This is a genomic window from Pseudomonas sp. GW821-FHT10C09 (assembly GCF_059415465.1).
Genome location: NZ_JBWKNG010000008.1, coordinates 180,247 through 203,703, shown reverse-complemented (window position 1 = coordinate 203,703; position 23,457 = coordinate 180,247). Strand labels below are relative to the sequence as shown.

The 23,457-nt window shown below is 61.5% G+C and carries 19 protein-coding genes; 15 read left to right on the top strand and 4 right to left on the bottom strand.

The window, feature by feature from the left end; translation table 11 throughout:
• Window positions 1-8: 8 nt before the first annotated feature.
• Complete coding sequence (locus AC07N8_RS10565; protein ID WP_493143432.1) at window positions 9-1,835, bottom strand: DUF1302 domain-containing protein; 1,827 nt, start codon at window positions 1,833-1,835, stop codon at window positions 9-11.
• Window positions 1,836-1,939: 104 nt separating this feature from the next.
• A complete protein-coding gene (locus AC07N8_RS10560) occupies window positions 1,940-2,779 on the bottom strand; it encodes an AraC family transcriptional regulator (protein WP_483839941.1) in 840 nt (279 codons plus the stop codon).
• A gap of 94 nt (window positions 2,780-2,873) precedes the next feature.
• Here AC07N8_RS10560 and AC07N8_RS10555 point away from each other — a divergent pair, with 94 nt between their 5' ends.
• Window positions 2,874-3,800, top strand: coding sequence for a LysR family transcriptional regulator (locus tag AC07N8_RS10555; protein WP_493143429.1), 927 nt, complete (start codon window positions 2,874-2,876; stop codon window positions 3,798-3,800).
• Window positions 3,801-3,976: 176 nt separating this feature from the next.
• Here the strand turns inward: AC07N8_RS10555 and AC07N8_RS10550 are convergent, their stop codons facing one another.
• Window positions 3,977-4,891, bottom strand: a complete 915-nt coding sequence (locus AC07N8_RS10550; RefSeq protein ID WP_483839943.1) for a LysR family transcriptional regulator — start codon at window positions 4,889-4,891, stop codon at window positions 3,977-3,979.
• Window positions 4,892-4,962: 71 nt separating this feature from the next.
• On the opposite strand from AC07N8_RS10550, the gene AC07N8_RS10545 reads away from it, so the two are divergent.
• The gene (locus AC07N8_RS10545; RefSeq protein WP_483839944.1) at window positions 4,963-6,018 is read left to right on the top strand and encodes an AraC family transcriptional regulator ligand-binding domain-containing protein; all 1,056 of its coding nucleotides are present in this window, start codon (window positions 4,963-4,965) and stop codon (window positions 6,016-6,018) included.
• A 114-nt stretch (window positions 6,019-6,132) separates the two neighbouring features.
• Here the strand turns inward: AC07N8_RS10545 and AC07N8_RS10540 are convergent, their stop codons facing one another.
• Window positions 6,133-7,830, bottom strand: a complete 1,698-nt coding sequence (locus AC07N8_RS10540; RefSeq protein WP_493143426.1) for a sulfatase-like hydrolase/transferase — start codon at window positions 7,828-7,830, stop codon at window positions 6,133-6,135.
• Window positions 7,831-8,218: 388 nt separating this feature from the next.
• Between AC07N8_RS10540 and AC07N8_RS10535 the strand changes: the two genes are divergently transcribed.
• The 13 genes from AC07N8_RS10535 to AC07N8_RS10475 are packed head-to-tail and all read left to right on the top strand — an operon-like array spanning window position 8,219 to window position 23,455.
• Window positions 8,219-9,571 (top strand): UDP-glucose dehydrogenase family protein, encoded by a 1,353-nt coding sequence (locus tag AC07N8_RS10535; protein ID WP_493143424.1) that lies wholly within the window; start codon window positions 8,219-8,221, stop codon window positions 9,569-9,571.
• Complete coding sequence (locus tag AC07N8_RS10530; protein WP_483839947.1) at window positions 9,568-10,626, top strand: NAD-dependent epimerase; 1,059 nt, start codon at window positions 9,568-9,570, stop codon at window positions 10,624-10,626. Before AC07N8_RS10535 ends, AC07N8_RS10530 begins: the two co-directional genes overlap by 4 nt.
• Window positions 10,623-11,369, top strand: a complete 747-nt coding sequence (locus AC07N8_RS10525; RefSeq protein ID WP_493143423.1) for a sugar transferase — start codon at window positions 10,623-10,625, stop codon at window positions 11,367-11,369. Before AC07N8_RS10530 ends, AC07N8_RS10525 begins: the two co-directional genes overlap by 4 nt.
• Window positions 11,370-12,017, top strand: a complete 648-nt coding sequence (locus AC07N8_RS10520; RefSeq protein ID WP_483839949.1) for a CpsD/CapB family tyrosine-protein kinase — start codon at window positions 11,370-11,372, stop codon at window positions 12,015-12,017.
• Between the two features lie 22 nt (window positions 12,018-12,039).
• Window positions 12,040-13,065, top strand: coding sequence for a polysaccharide biosynthesis/export family protein (locus AC07N8_RS10515; protein ID WP_483839950.1), 1,026 nt, complete (start codon window positions 12,040-12,042; stop codon window positions 13,063-13,065).
• A gap of 17 nt (window positions 13,066-13,082) precedes the next feature.
• Entirely contained in the window at window positions 13,083-14,675 is a 1,593-nt protein-coding gene (locus AC07N8_RS10510; protein WP_483839951.1) for a GumC family protein, read from the top strand.
• Complete coding sequence (locus tag AC07N8_RS10505) at window positions 14,660-15,766, top strand: glycosyltransferase family 4 protein (protein ID WP_493143421.1); 1,107 nt, start codon at window positions 14,660-14,662, stop codon at window positions 15,764-15,766. Before AC07N8_RS10510 ends, AC07N8_RS10505 begins: the two co-directional genes overlap by 16 nt.
• Complete coding sequence (locus tag AC07N8_RS10500) at window positions 15,763-17,130, top strand: O-antigen ligase family protein (RefSeq protein ID WP_493143420.1); 1,368 nt, start codon at window positions 15,763-15,765, stop codon at window positions 17,128-17,130. The genes AC07N8_RS10505 and AC07N8_RS10500 overlap by 4 nt, the downstream gene beginning before the upstream one ends.
• Window positions 17,127-18,095 carry a glycosyltransferase gene (locus AC07N8_RS10495; RefSeq protein WP_493143419.1) on the top strand — a complete coding sequence of 323 codons (969 nt, stop codon included), beginning with the start codon at window positions 17,127-17,129 and terminating at the stop codon, window positions 18,093-18,095. Before AC07N8_RS10500 ends, AC07N8_RS10495 begins: the two co-directional genes overlap by 4 nt.
• Window positions 18,088-19,224, top strand: coding sequence for a glycosyltransferase (locus AC07N8_RS10490; protein WP_493143418.1), 1,137 nt, complete (start codon window positions 18,088-18,090; stop codon window positions 19,222-19,224). The genes AC07N8_RS10495 and AC07N8_RS10490 overlap by 8 nt, the downstream gene beginning before the upstream one ends.
• Window positions 19,225-19,236: 12 nt before the next feature.
• Entirely contained in the window at window positions 19,237-20,238 is a 1,002-nt protein-coding gene (locus tag AC07N8_RS10485) for a polysaccharide deacetylase family protein (RefSeq protein ID WP_483839956.1), read from the top strand.
• Window positions 20,235-21,539: a lipopolysaccharide biosynthesis protein gene (locus AC07N8_RS10480; protein WP_483839957.1), complete on the top strand. Its 1,305-nt coding sequence runs from the start codon at window positions 20,235-20,237 to the stop codon at window positions 21,537-21,539. The genes AC07N8_RS10485 and AC07N8_RS10480 overlap by 4 nt, the downstream gene beginning before the upstream one ends.
• Window positions 21,536-23,455, top strand: a complete 1,920-nt coding sequence (locus AC07N8_RS10475; RefSeq protein ID WP_493143417.1) for a hypothetical protein — start codon at window positions 21,536-21,538, stop codon at window positions 23,453-23,455. The genes AC07N8_RS10480 and AC07N8_RS10475 overlap by 4 nt, the downstream gene beginning before the upstream one ends.
• The last annotated feature ends 2 nt before the right edge of the window (window positions 23,456-23,457 follow it).

Sequence of the window (23,457 nt, the reverse complement as noted above, 5' to 3'; positions counted from 1 at the left end):
GGTTCTCCTTAGAAGTCTGCCTTGAAGCTGACGGACGCGAAATCGCGGTCGTCGAGGGTGCTGTAGTCGTTGGAACCGAAGAAGGCGTTGTAGGCCAGTTCCACGCTGTAGTCGTTCATGTAGACGCCCGTCAGGCTCACGCCCAACGCCTGCTGGCCTTCCTGGAACGGCCCTTGCGGATCGTAGGAATAACCGGAGACGTCATGCCGCCAGTTGACCGCCGGAATCAGGTTGATGCCAGGCAGCACGTCGCTGTATTCGAGGCTGGCGCGCAGGCGATAACCCCACGACCACTCGGTGGCGAACCCTTTGTCGGTGCAGTATTGGTTCGTCACGCCCGAGGCCACGGTGTTGCACAGCGTGCCGTTGCGCGGCGCACTGCGGCCGAACGCGGCGTTGCGGCCCAGACGCTCATCGCCGAGGTCGTCGATGTGCACCACGCCGGCCTCGCCGAACAGGCTCAGGCGCGTGGCGCCCAGCACGTTGTCGAAGGCCTGGGTAGCCGAGCCGGTTGCCTGCCAGACGCCTTTGCGCACCCAGCCGTCGTAGGTGCTGCCGTTATTGGTGTTGAATCCCGGCGGTAACTGGACCCACGAACTGCCGCCCGCCCCGGAGATCACCGCCACGTTGATGTCCGGTGCGTTGATCGCCAGTGGCATGTTCGGCCGATAGCTCAGCTCACCGGCCAGCGAGATGCCGCTGTTGGGTTCGACGCCGTTCAGGCTGATGCCGTACAGGTGAATGTTTTCCGGAAACGCCGCCGCATAACTCGGCGCCTGGACGCCGCCGGGGAAGGTTCCGGGCAGGCTGGTGTTCTTCGCGTTGAGGGTGAAATACGGCAGGCGCGAGTGATAGTTGATGTAGTAGATCGCCGCTTCGGCATCGTTCAGCGAGTGGATGATGTTGCGCAAGGCGAAGCCAAACTGGCCGTTGTCCGACGGCGACTCATTGCCCCGGGACGTGGCGTACAACCCTGCGGCCTGCATCTGTTGATCGGTTTGCACCTGGCTCAAATACAGCGGCCCGCAGCCCTTCTGGATGACATCGCTGCTGGCGAAGAACGTGCCGCAACCATCAAGTACGCTTTCGCGCCAGTTGTACTGGTAGAAACCTTCGAGGTTGAGGCTGTCGGTCAGGCCGAAGCTGAAGGAGACCATCTCCACCGGCAACTGGCCTTCCTTGATTTCCACGCCGGGACGGTTGAACGCCGAAATGTCCAGCGGGTTGATCACGTTGATGCCGTTCTGGATCAACAACGATTCGCCCCACGACAACACCTGGTTGCCGACCTTCACGTTCAGCGGTCGATCGGCCACCTGGAAATCCTTCCAGACGTAGGCGTCGAGCGCCTTGAAGCCCTGGAACTTCGACAGGTCGTCCCAGCCCGAATCGTCGAAATCCTTGAAGCGGCCGTTACGGGTTTCGTAGGCGTGGTCGTACCAGTATTTGAAGCGAATGAACGCGCCCTGCCCCTGGCCATCGAGACTGAAATCGGTGAGGCCCTTGAAGTTCTGCGAGATGGGATCGCCCTTCTCGAAGTTCAACCGGTTGTCGTCGGCGCTGACGCTGGTGCCGTTGGCGTGCACGCCTTGGGCTTGCAACGCGTTGGCGCGGGTCATCAGGCTATGGTCGGGGTTCTGCGTCGACCAACTGCTGCCCAGGGTCAGCGTGGTTTTGGTCGACAGGCTCCAGTCTTCATTGATGTCAAAAGCAGTGGCCTGGGCGGGCCCGGTCAAGACAGCAAGCATCGCCAGCGCAAGCGGTTGCGGGCGGGTGTGGCCAAGCCGGTGAAGTCGCGGACGGACTCCGGCTGTGGCCGAGCTTTTTCTTATCATTATTAGGCTCCGGTCAGGATTACTCAGCCCGGACACGGTGCCCAACAATCAACCGCGACACGCAAGCGATGGCCGACAAAAAGTAATCATCACGAGCACAGCGATTACAACGACAGCCGAAACTGTTTGGGGGTGATGCCGAACTGTTTGCGAAAGGCCCGGATGAAGTTGCTCGGCTGGCGGTAACCGAGGCGCTCGGCGATGCGTTCGATGGGTTGATCACCGGATGTCAGCCAGTGCCGCGCCATGTCCAGGCTGTCGCTGCGGGTGGTGTGCGCCGCAGTGGTTTGCCAGGTACGCAGCATGCTTTGATGCAGGAACGGATTGGCCCCCAGCAACGGCTCGTCGAGGCAGGCCGACGGTAATATCAGGCACAGATGCGGCCCTTCTTGCACGTTGATGCCGGCGTTTCGCAACCATTCGCCCGCGGCTTGCCGGGGTGTCAGGTAAACGTCGATAAACACCTCCCCCGGCGCTCGTCCGAGCCGTCGGGCGATGTTGCGCACCAGGGTCAACGTCGCGGCATCCAGGCCAAAGAAGTGCGGCGGCTGGTTCGCCCAGCGCAAGTGCAAACAGGCCTGTCCGTCAGCCTCCTCCAGCTCGGCCAGCACATAGTTGGTGACGCGTGGCAGGAACCCGGTGAAACAGGCAAGGCTGTCGCGCAGGGTCGCAGCCGAGTCCAACAAGATGTTCAAACCCTGCAAGCAAGTGGTCGCCATCCCATTGACCAGGTCACAGCCAAACGTGGCGCCCACGCCCAGGCGTTCGCACTCGTCCCAGAGCTTTTCGACCAGGTGCGCCGGAATGTGCAGGCCCTGCTCATCGAGCCACGACAGGCTGATACCGGCCCGTTCCAGCAATTGGTCCTGGCACAGGCCGGACTGCCGGGCGTGGCTGAGAATGGTGCGGGTGAAGGCGCTGGAAGCGAACGATTGATCAGGCATGGCAGGCTACGGCGAGTGAACAGGGTTGTAGTTATGCCAGTGGTCGTGGTATCGATCAAATGCATTAAAAGTATTCACCGAATGCAGGAGACGCATGATGGACCTACGCCAGCTTCGCCACCTCGTGGCCCTCGCCGACTACCGCAGTTTTGGTCGCGCCGCCGAAGCGATCAATCTCAGTCAACCGGCGTTCAGTCGCAGCATCCAGACCCTGGAACGGGACCTCGATTGCGCGTTGGTGGAGCGCAGCAGCCGCGAGTTCCGACTGACCGGCCAGGGTGAACTGGTGCTGCAACATGCCCGGCGTTTGCTCGCCGGCAGCCAGGCGTTGCACAACGAGCTGACCCAATACAACGGCCTGACGGGTGGCGAACTGCACTTCGGCAGCGGCCCTTACCCGGCGCAACTGTTGGTGCCGGAAGCGCTGGCAGAGTTCATCCAGGCGCACCCGGCGATTCGTACCAGTTTCCACCTCGGCGACTGGGAGCAACTGGCGCTGTGGCTGCGCGAACAGCAGATCGAATTCCTGGTGGCCGATGCCCGATACTTCACCGGCGATCCGCAGTATCAGGTGCAACTGCTGCGCCCCCGGCGCGGGCGCTTCTTCTGTCGCGCCGGTCACCCGTTGGCATCACGTGAAAACCTGTCCCTGCGCGCCCTGCTCGACTACGCCGTGGTCGGCACACGGATGCCGCCGATGATCCGCAAGATCCTCGCCGACGTGCAGGGCGAGCCGGACTTCAACCCCAGCGTCGAATGCGCGCAGTTCGATGCGATTCGCCGGGTGGTCATGCACTCCGACGCCGTCGGCATCGCGACCATGGAAGCCCTCGCCGAACTGGCCGTTCAGGGGCACATCCACTTGCTCGATTTCGCCGACATCCCCCGCGACGACCCGGGCCTGCAATTGCACTACGGCATTGTCAGCCGACCGGGTCATTCCCTGACGCCGGCGGCGCTGGCGATGGTGGAAGCGATCCGGGCGGTCGACCAGCGCTTGCTTGCATCGGATAAGGCCTAGAACCCGCCGACGGATAAATTGTGGCGAGGGGGCTTGCCCCCGTTGGGCCACGGAGTGGCCCTAAATCTGCCACTGCATTTTTTCAGACTCACCCTGCGGACTCATTTTGCGGCTGCTTCGCAGCCGAACGGGGGCAAGCCCCCTCGCCACAGGTAACGTCTCACTATCAATCAGCGCTAAGCGCGGCGCGCAAACGCCAGCATCGCCCGCGGTTCACCCAGCGCACGCAGCAAGCAATGCATCGCCTCCTCCCGGCTGCGTTCAAAGCGATAACGGCCCTCGATGTACAGCGCCAGTTTCAGCTCCACCGGTTCATCCAGCGGCAGCGGCACTTGCTGCAGCCCCAGCGCCGTGGCAACCCGACTCGGCAGGCTCATGCCGAACGGTTGCCGATCAGCGATCAGCTTCGCGGCCAGGGTGCTTTGCGTGTGCACCGCGATCGTGCGGCGCAGGCTTTTCAAACCGAGGCGCAGGTCCACCGGGCTGAGGCCATCGCGGCGACTGGAGATCTGAATCTGCGGTTGCTCCAGATAAGCTTGCAGGGTTCGCGGCGGTTCCTTGAGCGCGGCGCCGTAGGCAAACACGTAATGGTCGGATGGCAGCACTTGTTTGTGCAGACCGGCGAGCCCGGCCAGCGGTTGGTCGAGGTCGATGAGAATGTCGAGCTTGCCGCTGGCCAGTTCCTGCAAGGCGTCGCGGCGGCGCGGTTGGAAGTAGCGCACCTGCCAGTCGGACTGCGGGGATTCGAGCAAGGCGTCGAGCAGCACTGGTTGCAGGCAATCCAGGCAACTGATGCGCAACAACGGATTGTTCTGCCGCGCCGCCGGAATCATCCGCAACCCATCGCGTAACGACTCGAGGGCGGCGCGCACAAAGTCCGCCAGTCGGTGCGCGACCAATGTCGGGGTCACACCGAGACGGCTCTTGATGAACAGCGGATCACCGCACAATTCACGCAGGCGTCGCAGCGCGTTGCTCATGGCCGGTTGCGACAGGCACATCACTTCGGCGGCGCGGGTCACGCTGCGTTGCTGGTAAATGGCATCGAAGGCGAGCAGCAGGTTCAGGTCGAGCTGGCGTAAATCAAGCATGGTCTTGCTCCGGCAAATCGCTTAACGTCGAGCAGCCTAACCAGAGTCCCGGAACACGCTGTGAGCCCTACATGACAAAAAGCGATCAGCCACTGCGCCATCAACCAACACCCAATGCGTTTTATGCGCCGACCTTGTTGCCGGCCATCGAAGAACTATTGGCCCGAGGCATCGCCCGGGAAACCATCGAAGCGCTGTTTCGCCGCAGTCTGTTCGAATTGCGCACGCCGTTCATGCGTATACCGCTGCTGCTCTCACGGCGCTTCTGGGCCTTTGCCCTGGAGCAGAGCGGCGATCCGCTGGTGGGTCTGGCGGCGGGTCGGCGCTTCGTTTCCACCGCCACCAATGGCCTGACGTACCTGTTCGACGTAGCGGCTTCACTGGAAAGTGCCTGCGTGTATTTCGAGCGGTTTTTCCCGTTCTTCAACGGGCATTTCCAGGCACGGATCGTGCGCGATGAAACAGGCGTCGAGTTGCGCCTGCTTGACTGCGGCAGCCTTAAAGCCGGGGCGCCGACCACCGATTACATCCTCGTCAGTCTGTGCAGCATGTTGCGCCGAAAGTTTCTCGCCAGCGGTCTGGAACGTGACCCGGTGCTGGGCGTTGGCCTGGCTTGGCCGAAGACCGCCAACCCGCACGCTCACGAACAGGCGTTCCGCGCACCCGTGCAATGGGCGCAGGCGCATCATTCGATTCGCCTTGATTCGCAGCTGTTCGTGACCGCGCTGACACCGGGCAACCATGAGCTGGAACAAACGCTGGTGGACTTGCTCGAGCAGACCCGGCGCAACAGCGAGCCGACCTTGCTGGAGCAAGTCAGCGACCATTTGATCGCCGACCTCTCCAGCGCCAACTGGCAACGGTTTTGTGCCGACCATCACTTGCTGGAACGCACGGCGGCACGGCGACTGAAGGCGCTGGGCTGGAGTTTTTCGGAACTGCTTGATGAGTACCGGCGCTGCCGGGCGGAGGATTTGTTGCAGGCGGCGGAGCTGGAATTGGTGGAGATTTCGGATCGGTTAGGGTACGGCGATGTGCAGAGTTTCAACCGCGCGTGTTTGCGGTGGTTGGGGTGTGCGCCGGGGGTGTACCGGACGCGGTGGGCGCAGCCTTCGGATCTCGAGTGAATGGGCTGACGCCTTCGCGAGCAGGCTCGCTCCCACAAGGGTTTTGTACACGCCGCAAAACCAATGTGGGAGCGAGCCTGCTCGCGAAGGGGCCGGCCCTGCCAACCAAAAATTTTACTGCCCCACCGCCACACTCGTCGGCGCCTGCGCCGGCGTCACAATGCTCTTCAAATCAATATGCTTCCACTCCGGCTTCGCCCCCAGCCGCGCATTGAACCGGTAGTTAAAGGTGAATTCATCGGCCGTCGGCACGCTCAGCGGTTTGCCATACATTGCCTCAACCCCCGCCAGGTCATACCCCATCAACTGCAACAGCGTCGGGAAGATGTTGTAGTGGCTGGAGCGATCCTTGTTCGCGGCCAATTGCGCCGACCAGTCCAGGGTTTTCAAGTTACTGCCCTGGATCACCACCAGCGGCACCAATCCCTCTTCTTCCACCGGGTCACCGCCGCAATGGGTATTGAGCCCGGGATTGCCCCGTTCGTGCAGGTCCTGCCCGTGGTCCGAGGTGTAGATCAACAGCGCGTTGCTCAAATCTGCCTGGGCGAACACCCTTGAGAAAAACTCCCCGACGTTCCACAGCAAGGTGTTCTTGTAGGCATTGCGGTACAGCACCCAGTCATCCGGCTGACCGTTAAACCCGTCACGCTTGCCGGTATCGGCCACTTCGACAAACTGCCCGCGCGGCAAGGTCGGCCGATAGGCCATGAAGGCATCAGGGTATTTATCGTGGACCGGGAAATGCGCGCCGACCTTGTTGATCACCACCAACTCCGGCTTGCCGTCATTGAGCAGGTCAACCAGTTTGGCCGCCGCCGCCATGTCGCGATCACGCACGCTGGTCTGGTCGAATTGCACAAACTCGTCGATGTCCTTTTTCTCGGCGTCGTTCATCAGGTTCTGCAAATTGCCGCCGGTACGCTGGGCATCGATATAAACGGTGCGCAGACCAGCCTTCCTGGCGTACTGCCAGATCGACGGCATCGTCGTGTTGATGCGCATGTAGTCGGCCCGGGTGCCGCCGTAGCGCAACGTGACGTTGGTGTCGGCGCTGCAATTGGCAATCGAGGCGGCATAGCCGTAGTTGAAAATGTCGACACCCGCGCGCGGCTCCTTGAGGTTGCTGTGCACACCAAACGGCGCGTTGATGTCCAGGTAATTGCCGGAAATGCTCTCGTCGATGATCAACACGATGTCGTGGCCCACCGGTTGGTCGTTGCGCGCCAGGCTCACCGGTTCACGCGGGCCGACGGTGTTGTGCAAGGCTTCATAGGTAAACAGGTTCAGGTAGGCCAGCGGCGTGTACATGATCGGCAAGCCCCGCGCGCCCTCGCCGGCCCGCACGAACAACACAGCACTGAGCAGCAGCACCCCAAGCACCGGCGCCGCCACCAGCAATGCACCGGGCAGCGGCATGCGCCGACGCGGCTTGAGGCCGATGCCGAACAACAGCAACAAGCCGCCGACCAGGCCACTGATGATTGCATCGCGGTACTGGTAGATCGCTTCCTGGATGAACCCGCCCGAGTACACCAGCGACACGAAGCTGCTGTAGGTCAAGTAATCAGCCGTGACCCGCGTATAGACGTCGAAAAACACCGCCGACACGAACATCACCAAGGCGAACAGATGGCGGACCAGCGTCTGACGGATATACGCGGTCATGAACAGAGCCACGGTCAGCGCGATAAACATGCCGCCGAAAAGAAGCACCGGAAAACCGATGCCCATCGCACTTAAACGTTCGAGGTAATAGTCGTAGTTCTTAAGTAAATAGAGAACTAACAGTACTTCTTTGAGATATCGAATCATTCTCTTTAGGTACTCATGAAGGGCGATTGGCCAATAGATTGTCGGCCATTTTTTGACACTAGCACCGGGCCATCAAAGCGCAAGAATTGTCGGACTTTTACATAAAGCGTCAAAAAAACGTTGACTCAAATCTGACACACATGTGGGGAATTTTACCCAGTGTTTCAAGGCACTAGACCGTCCATCGTTTTCTTCAATCCCTTTAAAACCCTTTAAAACCGCGACAAATCCAGCACCGACAAGCACTTGATGGCATTTAGCCCCCAAAAATGGGATTTCTCTACCACAGAAGAATGTCATTTTGCTGACACGCTTTCCCACCGCTGGGCTATACCCCTTTTGACAGTCTTATTTTTGTTATCTCAACCGTCTTACGAGGCACGCCAATATGGACGTGAGCGTATTTGGTACGGGCTATGTTGGCCTGATACAAGCAGCGGCACTGGCCGATGTCGGACATCGCGTCCTGTGTGTCGACATTGATCCAAATAAAATAAAACAACTGCAACAAGCGGTGCCGCCGATCAGCGAACCGGGGCTTTCCAGCACGCTGGAAGAGAACATCAAGGCCGGTCGGCTGCTGTTCACCACCCAGGCCAGCGATGCGGTCGAACACGCCGAGCTGATTTTCATCGCCGTGGGTACGCCCGCCGATGAAGACGGTTCCGCCGACCTCAGTCATGTGTTGAGTGTCGCTCGCCAGATCGCCAACCATATGGAGGCCGATCGCACCTTCATCATCAAGTCCACCGTGCCGGTCGGTACCGCGGACCAGGTGGCCGCCGCCGCCAACGAAGAACTCAAGCGCCGCGGCAAGAGCGCGCTGAATGTGCGGGTGGTGTCCAACCCGGAGTTTCTCAAGGAAGGCAGCGCCCTCGCCGATTGCATGCGCCCGGACCGGATCATTGTCGGCACGCTCGATGATGAAGCCCGCAGTCAGATGAGTGAGCTCTACGCGCCGTTCTGCCGCAACCATGAAAAGCTCATGTTCATGGACAACCGCAGCGCCGAGCTGACCAAGTACGCCGCCAACGCCATGCTCGCCACACGCATCAGTTTCATGAATGAACTGGCCAACCTCACCGAGCTGCTGGGTGCCGACATCGAAGCGGTACGTCGGGGCATCGGTTCCGACCCGCGCATCGGTTACCACTTTATCTACCCAGGCTGCGGCTTCGGTGGCTCGTGCTTCCCCAAGGACCTGCGCGCCCTGCTGCACACCGCCGAACACAACGGCATGCCGCTGCGCCTGTTGCGTAGCGTCACCGACGTCAACGACACCCAGCGCCACATTCTCTTCGGCAAACTCAAAGCGCAGTTCCCGAATGGATTGGCCGGTAAATCGATCGCGATCTGGGGTCTGGCGTTCAAGCCCAACACCGATGACATGCGTGAAGCGCCCAGCCGTTATCTGATGGAAGCCCTGTGGGCCGAAGGCGCGACGGTGCAGGCCTATGACCCGGAAGCCATGTCCGAATGCCGGCGTATCTACGGTTATCGCAAAGACCTGCATTTGTGCGCCACCCGCGACGACACGCTGGAAGATGCGGATGCGCTGGTGATCTGCACCGAGTGGAAGAACTTCCGCGTGGTCGACTTCGACCTGCTGGCGAGCAAGTTGCGTTCACGGGTAATCGTCGACGGTCGCAACCTGTACAACCCGGAGCAGGTTGCTGCGGCGGGCTTGCACTATAGCGGTATCGGTCTGCGACACATTGCACCCGAGGCGCCGCGCCCATGAAGATCCTCGTCACCGGAGCGGCCGGTTTTATTGGTGCCCATTGTGTGTTGCGGCTGTTGCGCGACGGGCACCAGGTGTTCGGCCTCGATAACTTCAACGATTACTACGACCCGCAACTCAAGCGCGATCGCGTGGATTGGGTGCAAGAGCAGGTCGGCCATTTCCAGCTCGCAACGGTTGACCTGGCCGATGCGTCGGCCATCGAAGCCCTGTTCGTCCGTGAAAAACCCGATGTAGTGATCCACCTCGCCGCCCAGGCCGGGGTGCGTTACTCACTGGAGAACCCTCGGGCCTACCTCGACAGCAACTTGAGCGGCTTCCTCAATATTCTCGAAAGCTGCCGCCGGCACCCGGTTCAACACCTGATCTACGCCTCGTCCAGTTCGGTGTACGGCGCCAACCAGCACACGCCGTACTCGGTGCAGGACGGCGTCAATCATCCGCTGTCACTGTATGCCGCGACCAAAAAAGCCAATGAACTGATGGCCCACAGCTACAGCCACCTGTTTGGCATTGCCTGCACCGGCCTGCGGTTTTTCACGGTGTACGGTCCCTGGGGCCGGCCCGACATGTCGCCGATCCAGTTCGCCCGCGCCATCGCCGAAGGCCAGCCGCTGAAGCTGTTCAACTACGGCCAGCACCAGCGCGACTTCACCTACATCGACGACATCATCGAAAGCATCGCCCGCCTGATCGAGCGACCACCGCAGGCCAACGCCGAGTGGGACCGCGAGCAACCGGACCCGGCCAGCAGCATGGCACCGTGGCGCATCTACAACATTGGCGGCCAGCACCCGGTGGAACTCAAGGACTACCTGGCGCTGCTGGAAAAACACCTTGGACAACAGGCCATCGTCGAGTTGCTGCCCCTGCAGCCGGGCGACGTCCTCAATACCTGCGCCGACGCCAGTGACCTGGCGCGGGCTACCGGATTTCAGCCTTGTATCGAGCTGGATGAAGGACTCGGGCGTTTCATCGCCTGGTTCCGTGACTACTACGAACTGCCCATCGCCCACGCGCCGCTTGCGGCTGAACTTCAGCGGAGGACTCTATGACTGGACATGAAAAAGGTGTGCCCCTCAATCAAATGCGCCGGGACAAACGCCTCGATCCCGAGCACCGGATTCGCATGGATGCAGCTATTCACATGCAGGGGCGTGGCTGGATGACCGGCCGTGACGGCGGTCGACCCTGGACGCTGTCACGCACCAACCGGGTGGTCGCCTGCCTCGGTGCGTTGATGATCCTGGTGTTGATTTCGCCAGTACTGCTGGGCCTGGCGTTGGCGATCAAGTTCAGCAGCCCGGGGCCGGTGATGTTCGTGCAGAAACGCACCGGCTACCGCGGTCGCGCATTCGGCATGTACAAATTTCGCACCATGGTGGCCAACGCCGAGGAGCTCAAGGAGTCCCTGCGGCACCTGAACAAACACGGCGCCGATGCCATCGACTTCAAGATCGACAAGGACCCGCGCATCACCGGCATCGGCGGTTTCCTGCGGCGCAGCAGCCTGGATGAGCTGCCGAACCTGATCAATGTAGTGACCGGCGACATGCGCCTGGTAGGCCCAAGGCCTACTTCGTTCAACGCCTACCGCTACAAGGATAACCACCTTGCACGCCTGAGCATCTACCCCGGCATGACCGGCCTGTGGCAGATCTCCGGGCGCAGCAATATCGACTTCGACCAGCGCGTTGAGTTGGATCTCAGCTATATCGCCGAGCAGAGCCTCTTGCTTGATCTGAAGATCCTGTTGAAAACCCCCTTCAAAGTATTCAGCGGCCACGGAGCGAGTTAAATGGACGGTTCATCAACCAAAAGCCTGAGCATCGCCAACCCGAGCGAGTCCAACCTGACTTCGACCGTGCTGGATCAAGATCTGCGGATCCTGTTGCTGACCGCCGCCAACCCCGGCGCGGGCACCACCACCAGTGCGCTGGCACTGGCCAGTCAACTGGCCCAGATGAGCAGCGGCCAGGTGCTGCTGGTCGACGCCAGCCAGTCCTCGACCAACCTCACGCAACAACTGGGGTTGACCAAGGAGCGTGGCTTTCGCGACTTGATGTTCAACAACCAGAGCCCGCCGATGCTGCAGGACTGTGTGGTGAACGTCGCCAGCCTGCCCTTCGACATTTTGCCCAACGGCCGCTATGCCCGAGGGAATGAACACCTGACCGCCGAAAGCATGAGCCCGTTGCTCGATCAGCTCGGCAGCCAGTATCGCTTTGTGGTGATCGACGGCGACGCGGTGTATTCCGCCGCCGACACCCTGGTCATCAGCACGCAGGTGGATGGCGTAATCATGGTCGTGCGCGCGGAAGACACCCGCTGGGAAGTGGCACAAGCCGCGGTCCAGCGCCTGACCCAGGCCGGCGCGAAAATGGTCGGCAGCGTGTTCAACCGTCGCAAGTACTACATGCCGAAATGGCTGTACAAAAACCTGTAAGCAACCAGAAAAGGATGACGCCATGAACGCCAGAATGCTTGTCCTGCTGTTGCTGCCGCTTGCAGGGTGCACCAGCAATTCGACCGAAACCCAAATGCCGGTGCAGATCCTCACGGCCTCACCGGCCAACGCCCAGGCCACCGACATGCCCAAGGTCGAACAGACCTTGCGGCCACAGGACGTGCTGGACGTGATCTTTCATATCAGCACCAGCGGCTCGGACGCCTACCGCATCCAGTCCGGTGACCAGATCGGCCTGAACTTCACCGCCGCCAGCCAGCTCAACGGCAATCAACTGGTGCTGCCCGACGGCACCATCGAACTGCCGGGCGCCAACACCTCGGTGAAGATCGCCGGGATGTCCAGCGAGCAGGCGCGTGAGGAAATCCAGCGGGCGTATCAGCGCAAACAGCTGTTCCAGCCCAACCGCAACCAGCTGACCGTGCAAGTCATCAGCCCGCTGAGCAACGAATCCAACCTCAAAAGTGCCCTGAACCACCCCGCTACCGGCATGAGCCGGGAGATCACCGTGGGCACCGACGGTTATGCCAGCTTCCCGGAAATCGGCGCCGTGCCACTGCAAGGCATGACCGTCAATCAACTGGAAACCTTCCTCAACAAACGCTACGCCGATCTGCCAGGACGAATGACCGTCGACGTGCTGCTCAAGTCCACCGCCGGCAACGAAATCTATGTGCTGGGTGAAGTCGGTCAGCCGGGTTCCTACCCGATCCGCCGGCCGGTCTCGGTGCTTGAAGCGTTGACGCTGGCACGCGGCAGCAATGCCAAGGCGCGGCTCGATTCGGTGGTGATCATGCGCCGCAACGGCAATCAGGTTAAGGCCGTGCGTTATGACGTGGAAAAAGCCCTGGCCGGCGATGCCTCGCAAATCGCCTACCTGCAACCGGACGACATGCTGTACGTGCCCAAGACCAAACTGGCGAGTGCCGGTGAACTCGCACGGCAACTGGCCGACGTGGTGTTGTTCCAGGGTGTGGGCCTGAGCTTTGGCTACCGCCTCGATAACAAAGACGACAACAGTAACTAACTCTCAGGTGACCTGACATGAATCCAAAGGAAAACTACCTGCACGAGTTCTTCAGGATCTTCTTCGCCAACAAGCAGTTGGTGAAGCGGGTATTCCTGGTCTTTGCAGTGATCGCCCTGGTCTTGCCGCTGATGCTCAAACAGAGCTTCGATATCACCGCGCAAGTCATCGTGCAGTCGAAAAAACTCTCCCAGGGTGACGCCACCACGTCACTGACCGTGGACAACGCCACCTTCATTCCGCCATCGCTGGCCGACATGGAAACCGAGAGCAATATCCTGCGCTCCCCGGCCCTGATCCGGCAGACCATCAGTGAGTTGCGCGACAAGGGCGAGTACACCCCTGCCCCCGGCGTGTTCAACACACTGGTGCTGCAACCGATCAAACGCTTCATCACCTCGCCGCTGCGTGAGTACGTGATCAACCCGGTGAAAAGCGCGCTGGGCATGGAAACCGATCCGGTGCGCGACACCACGCTGGATGCGTTGACCCAGGAAGCCATCGACAAACTGAAGATTGAAACCCTGCCAGGCTCCAACGTGATCTCGATCATCTACAGCTTCGGTGATCCGCATCAGGGCACGCAGTTTGTCGCGGCCTTGCTGCAAAACTACCTGGCCAGCCGTCAGGAACTGCAATCGATCGACCTGCCACAAACCTTCTACGAAACCAAGAAGCACCAATATCAGGTGCGCCTTGATGGCCTTGAAGGCACCCGGCTGGCCTTGCTCGAAGGCGTCGGCTCGTCCGATCCGAAGGAGGAAATCACCTTCCGCCTCAACGCGATCAACACCGAGGAGCAAGCGCTCAACCTGTATCAGGACCGCCGCCTGCAAAGCCAACGCTGGCTCGACTACCTGAAAACCAGCCTGGCCGCCGCCAGCAATAACAAGCTCAACGACTACACCTTCCCCTACACCTTCACCACCACCGTGGACAACGTGGCGTTTGAAGACCGCGAGATCAAACAGATGGGTGAAGCACTGACCAATCAGGTCAGCCGCTACATGAACGACCTGGCGATCTTCCAGCCGAGCAGTGAACCGATGTTGCTGACCCGTGAGCAAATCACTCGCACCCGTCAGCAGTTTTTGAAAGTGGTGAGCAACCGGATTCAGGAACGCACCAACGACCTGGCGATTGTCAGCTCGGTGATCGACCAGAAGACCGCGCGCATTGCCGAGTTCAAGAACCGCATCCACCAGTTGCAGGAAACCCAGAGCAAACTGCGGCAGATGGACACCGAGATCGACGCCTTGCACGCAGCGTTCTCGACCTACGCCCAGCGCTTTGCCGAAAGCAGCACTGCCCGCTCGCTCGACAACGACCTGTCCAACGCCCGTGTCCTGAGCCCACCGTACGAACCGACCGAAGCGGCGTTTCCCAAGCCGTTCCTGATCATCCCGTTCGGCTTGTTCACCGGTCTGCTGCTGGCGATTGCCCTGGTCTACGTGCGTGAGTTCTTCGATCACCGCTTCAAGGCTCCGGCGCAAATCACCCACGAACTGGGCTTGCCGGTGCTGTTGGTGATCAACGATCAAAACGTCGAGCCGATCAATCCGCACAAGAACTGGTCCGTGCCAAGCCTCGTGCATTGGGTGCGCAATTGAACGCGCCGCTCAACCCTGCCACCGCCCTGCCGATCATTCATTTGCTCAGCAGCGGTGGGTTCTATGGGGCTGAGCGGATGCTGCTCGACCACTGCCTGGCGACGCCGGGGCAGCACCAGGTGCTGTTTCTCGATGCGCCGCCAGAATTGATCGCACGGTTTCGTGAGGCCGGGGTGGATTGCCGTGGTTGCGCGGGGCTGGGGGAGTTGCTCACGCATTTGCGTCAGCGCCGTGGGGAAGAACCACTGATCAACACGCACAATTTCAAGGGCCTGTTGTTTGGTTGGGTCGGCGCGACGTTGTTGCGTTTGCCGCTGGTGATCACCCAGCACGGGTTCACCCCGCGCAGCCGCAAGCAGAAATTCTACACCTGGCTGAGCCTGCAACTGTGCCGCACCGCCTCGGTGAATCGTGTGGTTTGCGTCGCTGAAAGCATCGCCACGCTGTGCCGTCAGGCCAGTGTGCGGGCGGAAAAACTGCAGGTGATTCCCAATGGTTTGCCCGCCGCCGCCACGCAGTGCTCGCCCAACGTTGACCGTCAGCGTTGGCTGGCCGGTTACGTCGGGCGCCTGAGCAGTGAAAAAGGCCCGGACCTGTTTCTCGATGCGCTGATCCCGTTGTGTCAGCAACACCCGCAACTGGACGCCGTGATGCTCGGCGACGGCCCTGAACGCGAGACGCTGCTGGCACGGATCAACGCCGCCGGTTTGCAATCGCGCATCACCTTGCCGGGTTATCAGACCGACATGGGGCTGTGGTGGCGCCAACTCGATGCGCTGGTGATCAGCTCGCGCACCGAAGGCACGCCAATGATTCTGCTCGAAGCGATGCAGGCCGGAGTGCCGGTGGTGGCGTTCGGTGTCGGCGGCATTCCCGATGTGCTGCAAGACCGGCACAACGGCTTGCTGGCAACACCCGCCAACAGCGCCGCCCTCGCCCGCCAGATCGATACCTTGCTGACGGAACCGGCACTCGCTGTGCAATTGATCGACAACGCAAAACGTACCCAACTGGACCGTTACGACCTCAAGGCCCTGGCCGAACGCTGGTCGCAGCTTTATATCCGTACTGCACGGGAGGCACGCGCGTGATCTTTCCGCTCTCGATCGTCAGTCTGCTCGGCCTGGTCTGCCTCGGTTTGCTGGCCAGCCCTTATCCCTTTCTGGCGCCGGGAGCGGTGCTGGGCCTGGTCGGTGTCGCGCTGCTGTACCGCAAACCCACCTGGGGCCTGCTCGGCATTGCGGCGCTGGTGCCGTTCGAAGGGTTCTTCAAGGACAGTTCACTGTCGGGCACCAAGTTCCTCGGCGCGTCGCTGGCAGTGATCCTGATGCTGCAACTGGCCCTGCGGCAGATTCCGTCCGAGCGCCTGCGCAGCAATACCTGGCGCTACCTGATCTGGTTTCTGGTGCTGTACCTGCTCAGCCTGCTCAATACCGATGACATGGGCATGTCATTGGGGCATCTGCGCGAGTTGAGTGTCGGCCTGATCCTGTTTGTGATTACCCTGCTGATTGGCCGTGACTTGAACCTGGACCTGTTCGCCAAACTGGTCACCGCCAGCGTCACGATGACCTGCGTACTGGCGATGTTCTCCAGCAAATATCAGGATCAGGGGCGTGCCGCCGGGTTGCTTGAAGACCCGAACGCCTTCGCCATGCTGATCGCCTTCGCCGTGCCGCTCGGCCTGTGGCTGGTGATCCGCAGCCCGAACCTGTTGCACCGTCTGGTCTGGGGTGGTTGCTGCGTGCTGTTGCTCGGCGGCATGACCAAGACTGAATCGCGCTCCGGGCTGGTGGTGTTGTTTCTCAGCCTGATCATCGGCGCCTGGCACTACCGCGCCGAGTTGACGCGTATCCGCCCGCGGCACCTGGGGTTTGCCATGCTCGGCGCAGTGATCGTGATTCCACTGGCGATTTATGCGATGCCCGCCGGCTATGTCGCCCGCATCCAGTCCCTGAGTATCTTGAGCGCGGGGGCCAAGAGTCAGGACGAATCCCTCGGTCGCCGCGCCTCTTACATCGTGGTCGGCAGCGCGATGATCCGCGAGAACCCGCTGCTCGGCTCCGGCCCCGGCACCTTTCCGCTGCACTACGCCACCACTGGGTACGCCAAGGCGTTTTCGGCCAACCGCAAAATCGGCGATCTGTACCGCCGCGCCCACAACACCTACCTGGAAATCTTCAGTGAACTGGGGATTCCGGCCGGCCTGCTGTTCGTCGGCATGCTCGCCCTCGGCCTGTACAACCTGATCCGCGCCCGGCGCCTCTGGATGCAGCGAGACAACCGCGAGCAAGCGGACTTGATGACGCACCTGGCGATGAGCTTTCTGTCGTTGACCCTGTTCCTGATGTTCCTCAGTGCACCGAACCAGAAGTACGTGTGGATCATGCTCGCCCTGACCAGCGTGCTGCGTGTGAAAGCCGAAGAAAGTCCGCCACGGGAGGCCAAGGCATGAGCCGAATCAGCATTGTGATTCCGATGTACAACGAAGCGCGCCACATCGCCCGCACCTTGCTCGCCGCGCAGAAAGCCGCGCACGCGGCCGGTCTCGATTGCGAGCTGATCGTGGTCGACAACGGCTCGCAGGATGAAGGCCCGCAGATTGCACGGCAGTTTGGTGCACAGGTGCTGGTGCAGCCGGGGATCCTGATCGGCGCCCTGCGCAATCGGGGTACGGCCATTGCCACCGGTGAGTGGCTGGCGTTCATCGACGCCGACGTCGAAATGCCTGAAGACTGGCTGACAAAACTGATCGCTCTCGAAAGAAAGGGGCAGGCCGATGTGTTCGGCCTGGATTTGCACACCCCGGCCGCAGCGCCGTGGTACGCCACGGCCTGGCAACGCCGCACGCTGCGCCCCTCGTCCCAGGGCTCTCGCCCGGTGGATTGGCTGCCCAGCTCCAATCTGCTGATGCGACGCAGCTGGTTCGACAAGGTCGATGGCTTCAATGAAAGCCTGCGCACCGGCGAGGACAAGGATTTCACCCTGCGCCAACACCAGGCCGGCGCGCGGAACCTCACGGTCAATGAATGCGTGGCCCTGCATTGGGGTTACGAAATGAACTGGCGCGAGTGGATGGGCAAGGAAATGTGGCGCCAGAGCAGCCACGTGCAATTGCTCCGCACCCATGGCGCGAGCCTGCGACTGCTGCGCTTTCCGCTGTTGTCGCTGGCAGCGTGGTTTCTCGATCTGATGGCGGTCTCGGCCCTGTGCGACGGCTTTCCGCATCACGCCGCGGTCATGTTGGCCATCACCACGGTGCCGGCGCTGATCATGAGCCTGCGCCAGAGCCGCAAACACCGCGACGTCGGCCTGACCCTGCAACTCTGGGGCTTGCATTGGGTGCGTCTGCACCTGGCCGGTGCCGCGCTCGTTCTCAGCCTGTGTCATTGGAATGCCAGGAGGCCCGCCCGTGGCTGAATTCATTTTCTGGTTGTGCCTGCTGCTCCCGGTTTACGCCTACCTCGGTTATCCCTTGTTGCTGACGCTGCTGTCGCCGATGTTCGCGGCGCGGCGTCATGGCGCGCCGGAGCCACTGAACGTGAGCGTAGTGATTGCCGCGCACAACGAAGCGCGGCACATCGAACACAAGTTGCGCACCCTGCTCGCCCAGGACTACACGCCCGCCTCGCTGCAGATCATTCTGGCCAGCGACGGTTCGACCGATGACACCGTGGCCTGCGCACGCAAAGTGATTGACCCGCGCATCACCGTGCTCGACCTGCCGCGCCAAGGCAAAGCCGCGACCCTGAATGCCGGCGTGGCGCTGAGCAACGGCGATATTCTGGTGTTCACCGATGCCGACAACCAATGGTCGCGCGACACCCTCGGCCATTTGCTCGCACCGCTGAGCGACCCGCAGGTCGGCGCCTGTGCCGGGCACATGGTGATCCCCGTGACGGGCGGTGGCCTGAGCGTCGGCGACAGCCTGTATCGGCATTACGAAGGCTGGCTGCGCCGGGTCGAAAATCGCACCGGCTGCATGGTCTCCGCCGACGGCGCATTGCTGGCCTTGCGTCGCGAGTTGTTCCAGAACGTGCCGGCGGAGGTCAACGACGACTTCTTCATCAGCACCTGCGCACCCGTCGCGTTCAAACGCATCGTCTATGTGCCCGAGGCGCAGGTGATCGACCAGGGCGTCGATGAAGCCGACAAGCAGTTCCGTCGCCGCCAGCGTGTCACCGTCGGCGGCTTGCAAAGCCTGGCGCAGCGCAGCGAGCTGCTCAATCCGCTCAAGCATGGCCTGTATTCGATTGCCTTGATCAGCCACAAGCTGATCCGGCGTCTGGCACCGATCCTGTTGTTGCCGTTGCTGCTGAGCAATTTCTGGTTGTGGGACGACCACGGTTTTTATCGCCTGAGCCTGATCGCGCAACTGTTCGGTTATGCCATCGCCATCGCCGGCCTGCTGGATTCGCAACACCGCTTGCCCAAGCCCTTTCGCCTCGCCGCGTTCCTGCTGGTGACGCTGGCCGGCATGAGCATCGGCTTGTGGCAGTTCCTGCGCGGCCAGCGCTACGCCCAGTGGAACCCCGAACAGAATCGTTGAAAGGATTGAGCCATGGCGATCAAACAACTCTTAAAGCGCACCAGTGGTTGGCTCTACCTCAATTCGCCGGTCGGACGTAGTCAGCTGCAAGGCGCCGGCGTGATCCTGATGCTGCACCGGGTGCTGGCCGACGATCAGGCCGCGGCCCTGCCCCACCGCAATGAATTGTGCGTCGGGCCCAAGGCGTTCGAGCACTTGCTGGCGTGGCTGAAAAAACACTTCGACTGTGTGCCGTTGATGGAGATTCTGCACCCAGGGAAAATCCGCTCGGACCGGCCGAAAATCACCCTGACTTTCGACGACGGCTGGCGCGACAACGCGGTGAATGCCTACCCGCTGCTGCAAAAATACCAGGTGCCGGCGAGCATTTTTCTCTCCACCGATTTCATCGGCAGCCGTCAACGGTTCTGGTGGGAAAGCATCGGTGAAACCTTGTGGGGCAGCCACGGTGAATCCGCCCGAGTCCGCTTGATCGAGTCCCTGCAACAGGCCGGTTGTCCGTTGCCGGTGCCGTTCGCGGAGCTGGATGAAGAACGCCGCAGTCTGGCGCTGCTGCATTTCCTGCAAAGCCTGAAAAGCCTGAGCCCGATGACGCTGAACCAACTGACCGATGCCTGCCCGGACGAGTCGTTGCCCCAGGCGCTGGACTGGCATCAGGTGCGCTCGCTGGAAGCTTCCGGGCTGGTGCGTTTCGGCCCGCACGGCGCCAGTCACGCGATCCTGACCGGCCTCGACGATCAACGTTTGCATGAAGAGCTGAGCCGCAGCCGCGATGCGCTGCAACACGGTTGCAACCGGCCGTTGCCGGTTTATTGCTACCCCAACGGCGACAACGATGCGCGGGTGCGCGATCAGGTCGCCTTGCATGACTTCCCGTTTGCATTGGGCACCGGCACCGGGATTTATCGCGGCAGCGATGACCCTTTGAACCTGCCGCGTTTCGGCGTCAGTCAACGCGTAGCGCGCAATCCACAATTGCTGTCATGGCGTTTGTATCGCGGAGCCCGCGCATGAGCCGTAGCCATTACCTCAAGCACCTGGCCCTGAGCATGGGCACCAAACTGGCGATGATTGCGCTGCGGCTACTGCGCAACGTGTTGCTGGCGCGGATTCTCGGCCCGAGTGAGCGCGGCTTGTTTGCCCTGCTCAGCACCCTGCCCGACCTGATCAGCGCCGCCACCAGCGGTGGGCTGAACTCGGCGGTCGGTTATCAAGCGGCCAAACAGCGGCCGATGGGTTTGTTGCTAAGCCAAGTGTTGGTGTTCGGCTGCCTGCTGGCGGCAATGTTGACCTTGCTGGTGGTGGCGCTGGTGCGCGAATTCGGCAGCGAACTCGACATCACCACGCAACTGGGGCTCCTCGCCTGGCTGTTGTTGCTGGCGGTGCCGCTGACCGTGCTCAAGAGCGGGTTGCTGACCCTGCACAACGCCTCGGGCGGCGTGGTCGCCTTCAACGCCTTGCGCCTGGTGGAATCCCTCGCGCCGCTGTTGCTGTTCCTCGCGCTGTTCTGGATGTGGAAAGAGTCGGCCCTCGAAGCTGCGTTGATCAGTTGGCTGGCGGGGATCAGCCTGGTGGTGCTGGCGGGCTGGGTCTGGCTCAAACGTGATCAGCCGCTGAAGTTGCAATGGGACCGCGCCAGCCAGAACGAACTGCTGCGCTACAGCGCTCGCAGCCATCCGGACCTGTTGTTCCAGCAAGTGATCCTGCGTTCCGATTACCTGTTCATCGGCGCTCTGCTCGGCAGTACCGCGCTCGGTCATTACGCCATGGCCAGCGCCGCCGCCGAGTTGCTGCTGATCGTGCCGGAAGCGGTCACCACGCCGCTGATGAAACGCCTGCTGCAACAGGAAGAAGGCATCGACAAGGTCACGCCACTGGCGCTGCGCCTGACTGCGACGGTGATGCTCGGCGCCTGCCTGACCATGGCGGTGATCGGTGAATGGCTGATCGTCACGCTGTTCGGCGCGGCGTATCAACCGGCGTATCCAGCGTTGCTGGCATTGCTGCCGGGCCTGCTCGGCCTGTGCTACGCAAGCATCCTGCGCCTCGATTTGTTGGGCAAGAATCGTCCCGGCACCATCTCACTGTTGATGGGCCTCGGTGCCCTGCTCAACCTCGCACTGAACCTGGTCATGATCCCGGCGTACGGCATCGTCGGCGCGGCGGCCGCGTCGTCCATCGCTTATCTGGCGGTGACCATTGCACTGCTGGTGATGTACTGCCGCTTGAGCGGCGTGCCGGTCTGGCAAACCCTGATCATCCTGCCCAGCGACGTGGCACCGATGCTGCTGATGCTGCAAAGGAAGTCGGCATGAGGTATTTCGCCCTGCTGGTGAGCCTGGGGCTTTCGGTCGACGTCTACGCCGGGCCGATGCGCTGGGCGGACATTCGCGACGGCAGCTTGTACCTGCAAGCGGATCGCCCCGACACGCTGACGGTGCGCTGGACCCCGGCGTGGCAGGCGGATGCCAACGAAGAACAGCTGTACCTGCTCGACGGCAAAGGCAAGCTTCAAGCTGAGCGCAAGATCGCCGCCAGTGAATTGAGCGGCACCCAGAGCTGGCCGCTGGCGCCGAATGCCGCCAGCTATCAACTGGAGATTCCGGGTTACAGCTTTCGCCGCTACAAGGTTGAACACGACGACAGCACGGTGGCGTTGTTCGCCCCGGCCAAGGTGCATTTCAGCGCCGAAACCCATGACGGCGACGAGTTGTTTTTCAAGGTCGCACCGGGTGAACACGCGGTGCTGGCCGGCAAGTTCCATGGCGGTGTCAATGCGCTGCAAGCGCAGCGGGTGGGCGACGGCAAACAGTTGTCGGTCGCGCTGAAACCTTATCGGGCTTATTGGCAGTTCGATCAGGTCGAGTTACCGGTCACCTCAAGCGAACAAGTGTGGCGCCTGCGCCTGCAAGGCAGCGGCAAAGTCGCGTTCTGGCTCGACGGCACCGCCAACCTGTTCGCGCAGGACCCGCAGCAGCTAAAACCGTTGCGCGAAGACGCGGGTGATGTGCGCCTGACGCTCAGCAAAGACGTGCTCGGCCCCACGCCGAACCTGGGCATCGCCCTGCCCTACGTGATGCCGCCGCCCTCCAGTTATGCGGTGCTCGATGCGCTCAAGCCGCAAGCGGGTGCTTATTACACCTTCGTTGACGTCACCGCGAAAAAGCCACAGTACGAAGATGCGTTGCGCCAGGTGTATCAGGACCGCTTCGGCATTTATCAGGACATCACGCTGTTGGCCGGCAGCCAGCGCCAGGCCGATTTGCGCGCCGACACCATGAGCAACGCCGGCCTCGACGCCTGGCTCGCCTCGACCCGCGCGCTCGGTGGCAAGGGCACGCACTACATCGGTTTCGCTGACGAGCCGAACCTCAACTATTCGAGCTACGCCCAGTACCAAAGCATCTTCAATAGCATGGCCCGGCAAGTGCGCAGCGATCCGGCCAATGCCAAGGCTGGTGTGCGCATCGCCATGCCGGCCAGTTCACGGCTGGTCAACGGCCCGTTCGCCGACAACGCCGCCGACAAACGCGGCATCGATTGGGCCAGGCGTTTGCTGGCGGAATCGGGTGACAACGTCGATGCGTTGGCCTGGCACGAATGGATGATTCGCGACCTGCTGGCGACCCGGGTCTACCGTGACAGCGTGCGTCGCGCCGCTGATCTGGTCGGCCTCGACGGCAAGGGCCGGCCACGCAAAGCCCTGTTGCTGGACCAGACCAACATGTCCAGCGGTTCCAGCCTGAGCCCCTACGATCAGGACACCCATTTCGCCTCGCTGTGGTGGGCATCTGTGGTCATCAACTCGTCCCAGGACGGTTTGCTGGAGATGCTCAACTGGTTCCAGGCCGCCGATGAACCGAACTACCCCAAGGGCATGTTGAAGGTCCTGGGTGACGATCACTTCGAATTGAAACCGGTGGGCTTTGCCCAGCAGTTCATTCAGCAGCACTGGCTCGCCAACGTGGTGCGCGTGGAAAACGACGCCTTCGAAGTCGACGTGTTGGCGATGGCCGACGACGCGCAACGCAGCCTGTTGGGGGTCAACAAAGGCAAGCGTTTGCAGCATGTGAACCTGGCCGGCACCACGTGCCCGCTGCTCAAGGGTTCATTGCGTTACTTCGGCGCGGACAACCGCAGCCGCGACGCGCCTTTCAACTGCCAGAACGGGCGCGTCAGTTTCGACCTGCCAGGGGAAACCCTGTTCGCTCTGGGCTGGAGCGCCTCATGAAC

Excerpts from the sequence above, each read along its gene's own strand:
- AC07N8_RS10565 (WP_493143432.1), bottom strand. The coding sequence starts at position 1,835 with ATGATAAGAAAAAGCTCGGCCACAGCCGGAGTCCGTCCGCGACTTCAC.
- AC07N8_RS10560 (WP_483839941.1), bottom strand. The coding sequence starts at position 2,779 with ATGCCTGATCAATCGTTCGCTTCCAGCGCCTTCACCCGCACCATTCTC.
- AC07N8_RS10555 (WP_493143429.1), top strand. The coding sequence starts at position 2,874 with ATGATGGACCTACGCCAGCTTCGCCACCTCGTGGCCCTCGCCGACTAC.
- AC07N8_RS10550 (WP_483839943.1), bottom strand. The coding sequence starts at position 4,891 with ATGCTTGATTTACGCCAGCTCGACCTGAACCTGCTGCTCGCCTTCGAT.
- AC07N8_RS10545 (WP_483839944.1), top strand. The coding sequence starts at position 4,963 with ATGACAAAAAGCGATCAGCCACTGCGCCATCAACCAACACCCAATGCG.
- AC07N8_RS10540 (WP_493143426.1), bottom strand. The coding sequence starts at position 7,830 with ATGATTCGATATCTCAAAGAAGTACTGTTAGTTCTCTATTTACTTAAG.
- AC07N8_RS10535 (WP_493143424.1), top strand. The coding sequence starts at position 8,219 with ATGGACGTGAGCGTATTTGGTACGGGCTATGTTGGCCTGATACAAGCA.
- AC07N8_RS10530 (WP_483839947.1), top strand. The coding sequence starts at position 9,568 with ATGAAGATCCTCGTCACCGGAGCGGCCGGTTTTATTGGTGCCCATTGT.
- AC07N8_RS10525 (WP_493143423.1), top strand. The coding sequence starts at position 10,623 with ATGACTGGACATGAAAAAGGTGTGCCCCTCAATCAAATGCGCCGGGAC.
- AC07N8_RS10520 (WP_483839949.1), top strand. The coding sequence starts at position 11,370 with ATGGACGGTTCATCAACCAAAAGCCTGAGCATCGCCAACCCGAGCGAG.
- AC07N8_RS10515 (WP_483839950.1), top strand. The coding sequence starts at position 12,040 with ATGAACGCCAGAATGCTTGTCCTGCTGTTGCTGCCGCTTGCAGGGTGC.
- AC07N8_RS10510 (WP_483839951.1), top strand. The coding sequence starts at position 13,083 with ATGAATCCAAAGGAAAACTACCTGCACGAGTTCTTCAGGATCTTCTTC.
- AC07N8_RS10495 (WP_493143419.1), top strand. The coding sequence starts at position 17,127 with ATGAGCCGAATCAGCATTGTGATTCCGATGTACAACGAAGCGCGCCAC.
- AC07N8_RS10485 (WP_483839956.1), top strand. The coding sequence starts at position 19,237 with ATGGCGATCAAACAACTCTTAAAGCGCACCAGTGGTTGGCTCTACCTC.
- AC07N8_RS10480 (WP_483839957.1), top strand. The coding sequence starts at position 20,235 with ATGAGCCGTAGCCATTACCTCAAGCACCTGGCCCTGAGCATGGGCACC.
- AC07N8_RS10475 (WP_493143417.1), top strand. The coding sequence starts at position 21,536 with ATGAGGTATTTCGCCCTGCTGGTGAGCCTGGGGCTTTCGGTCGACGTC.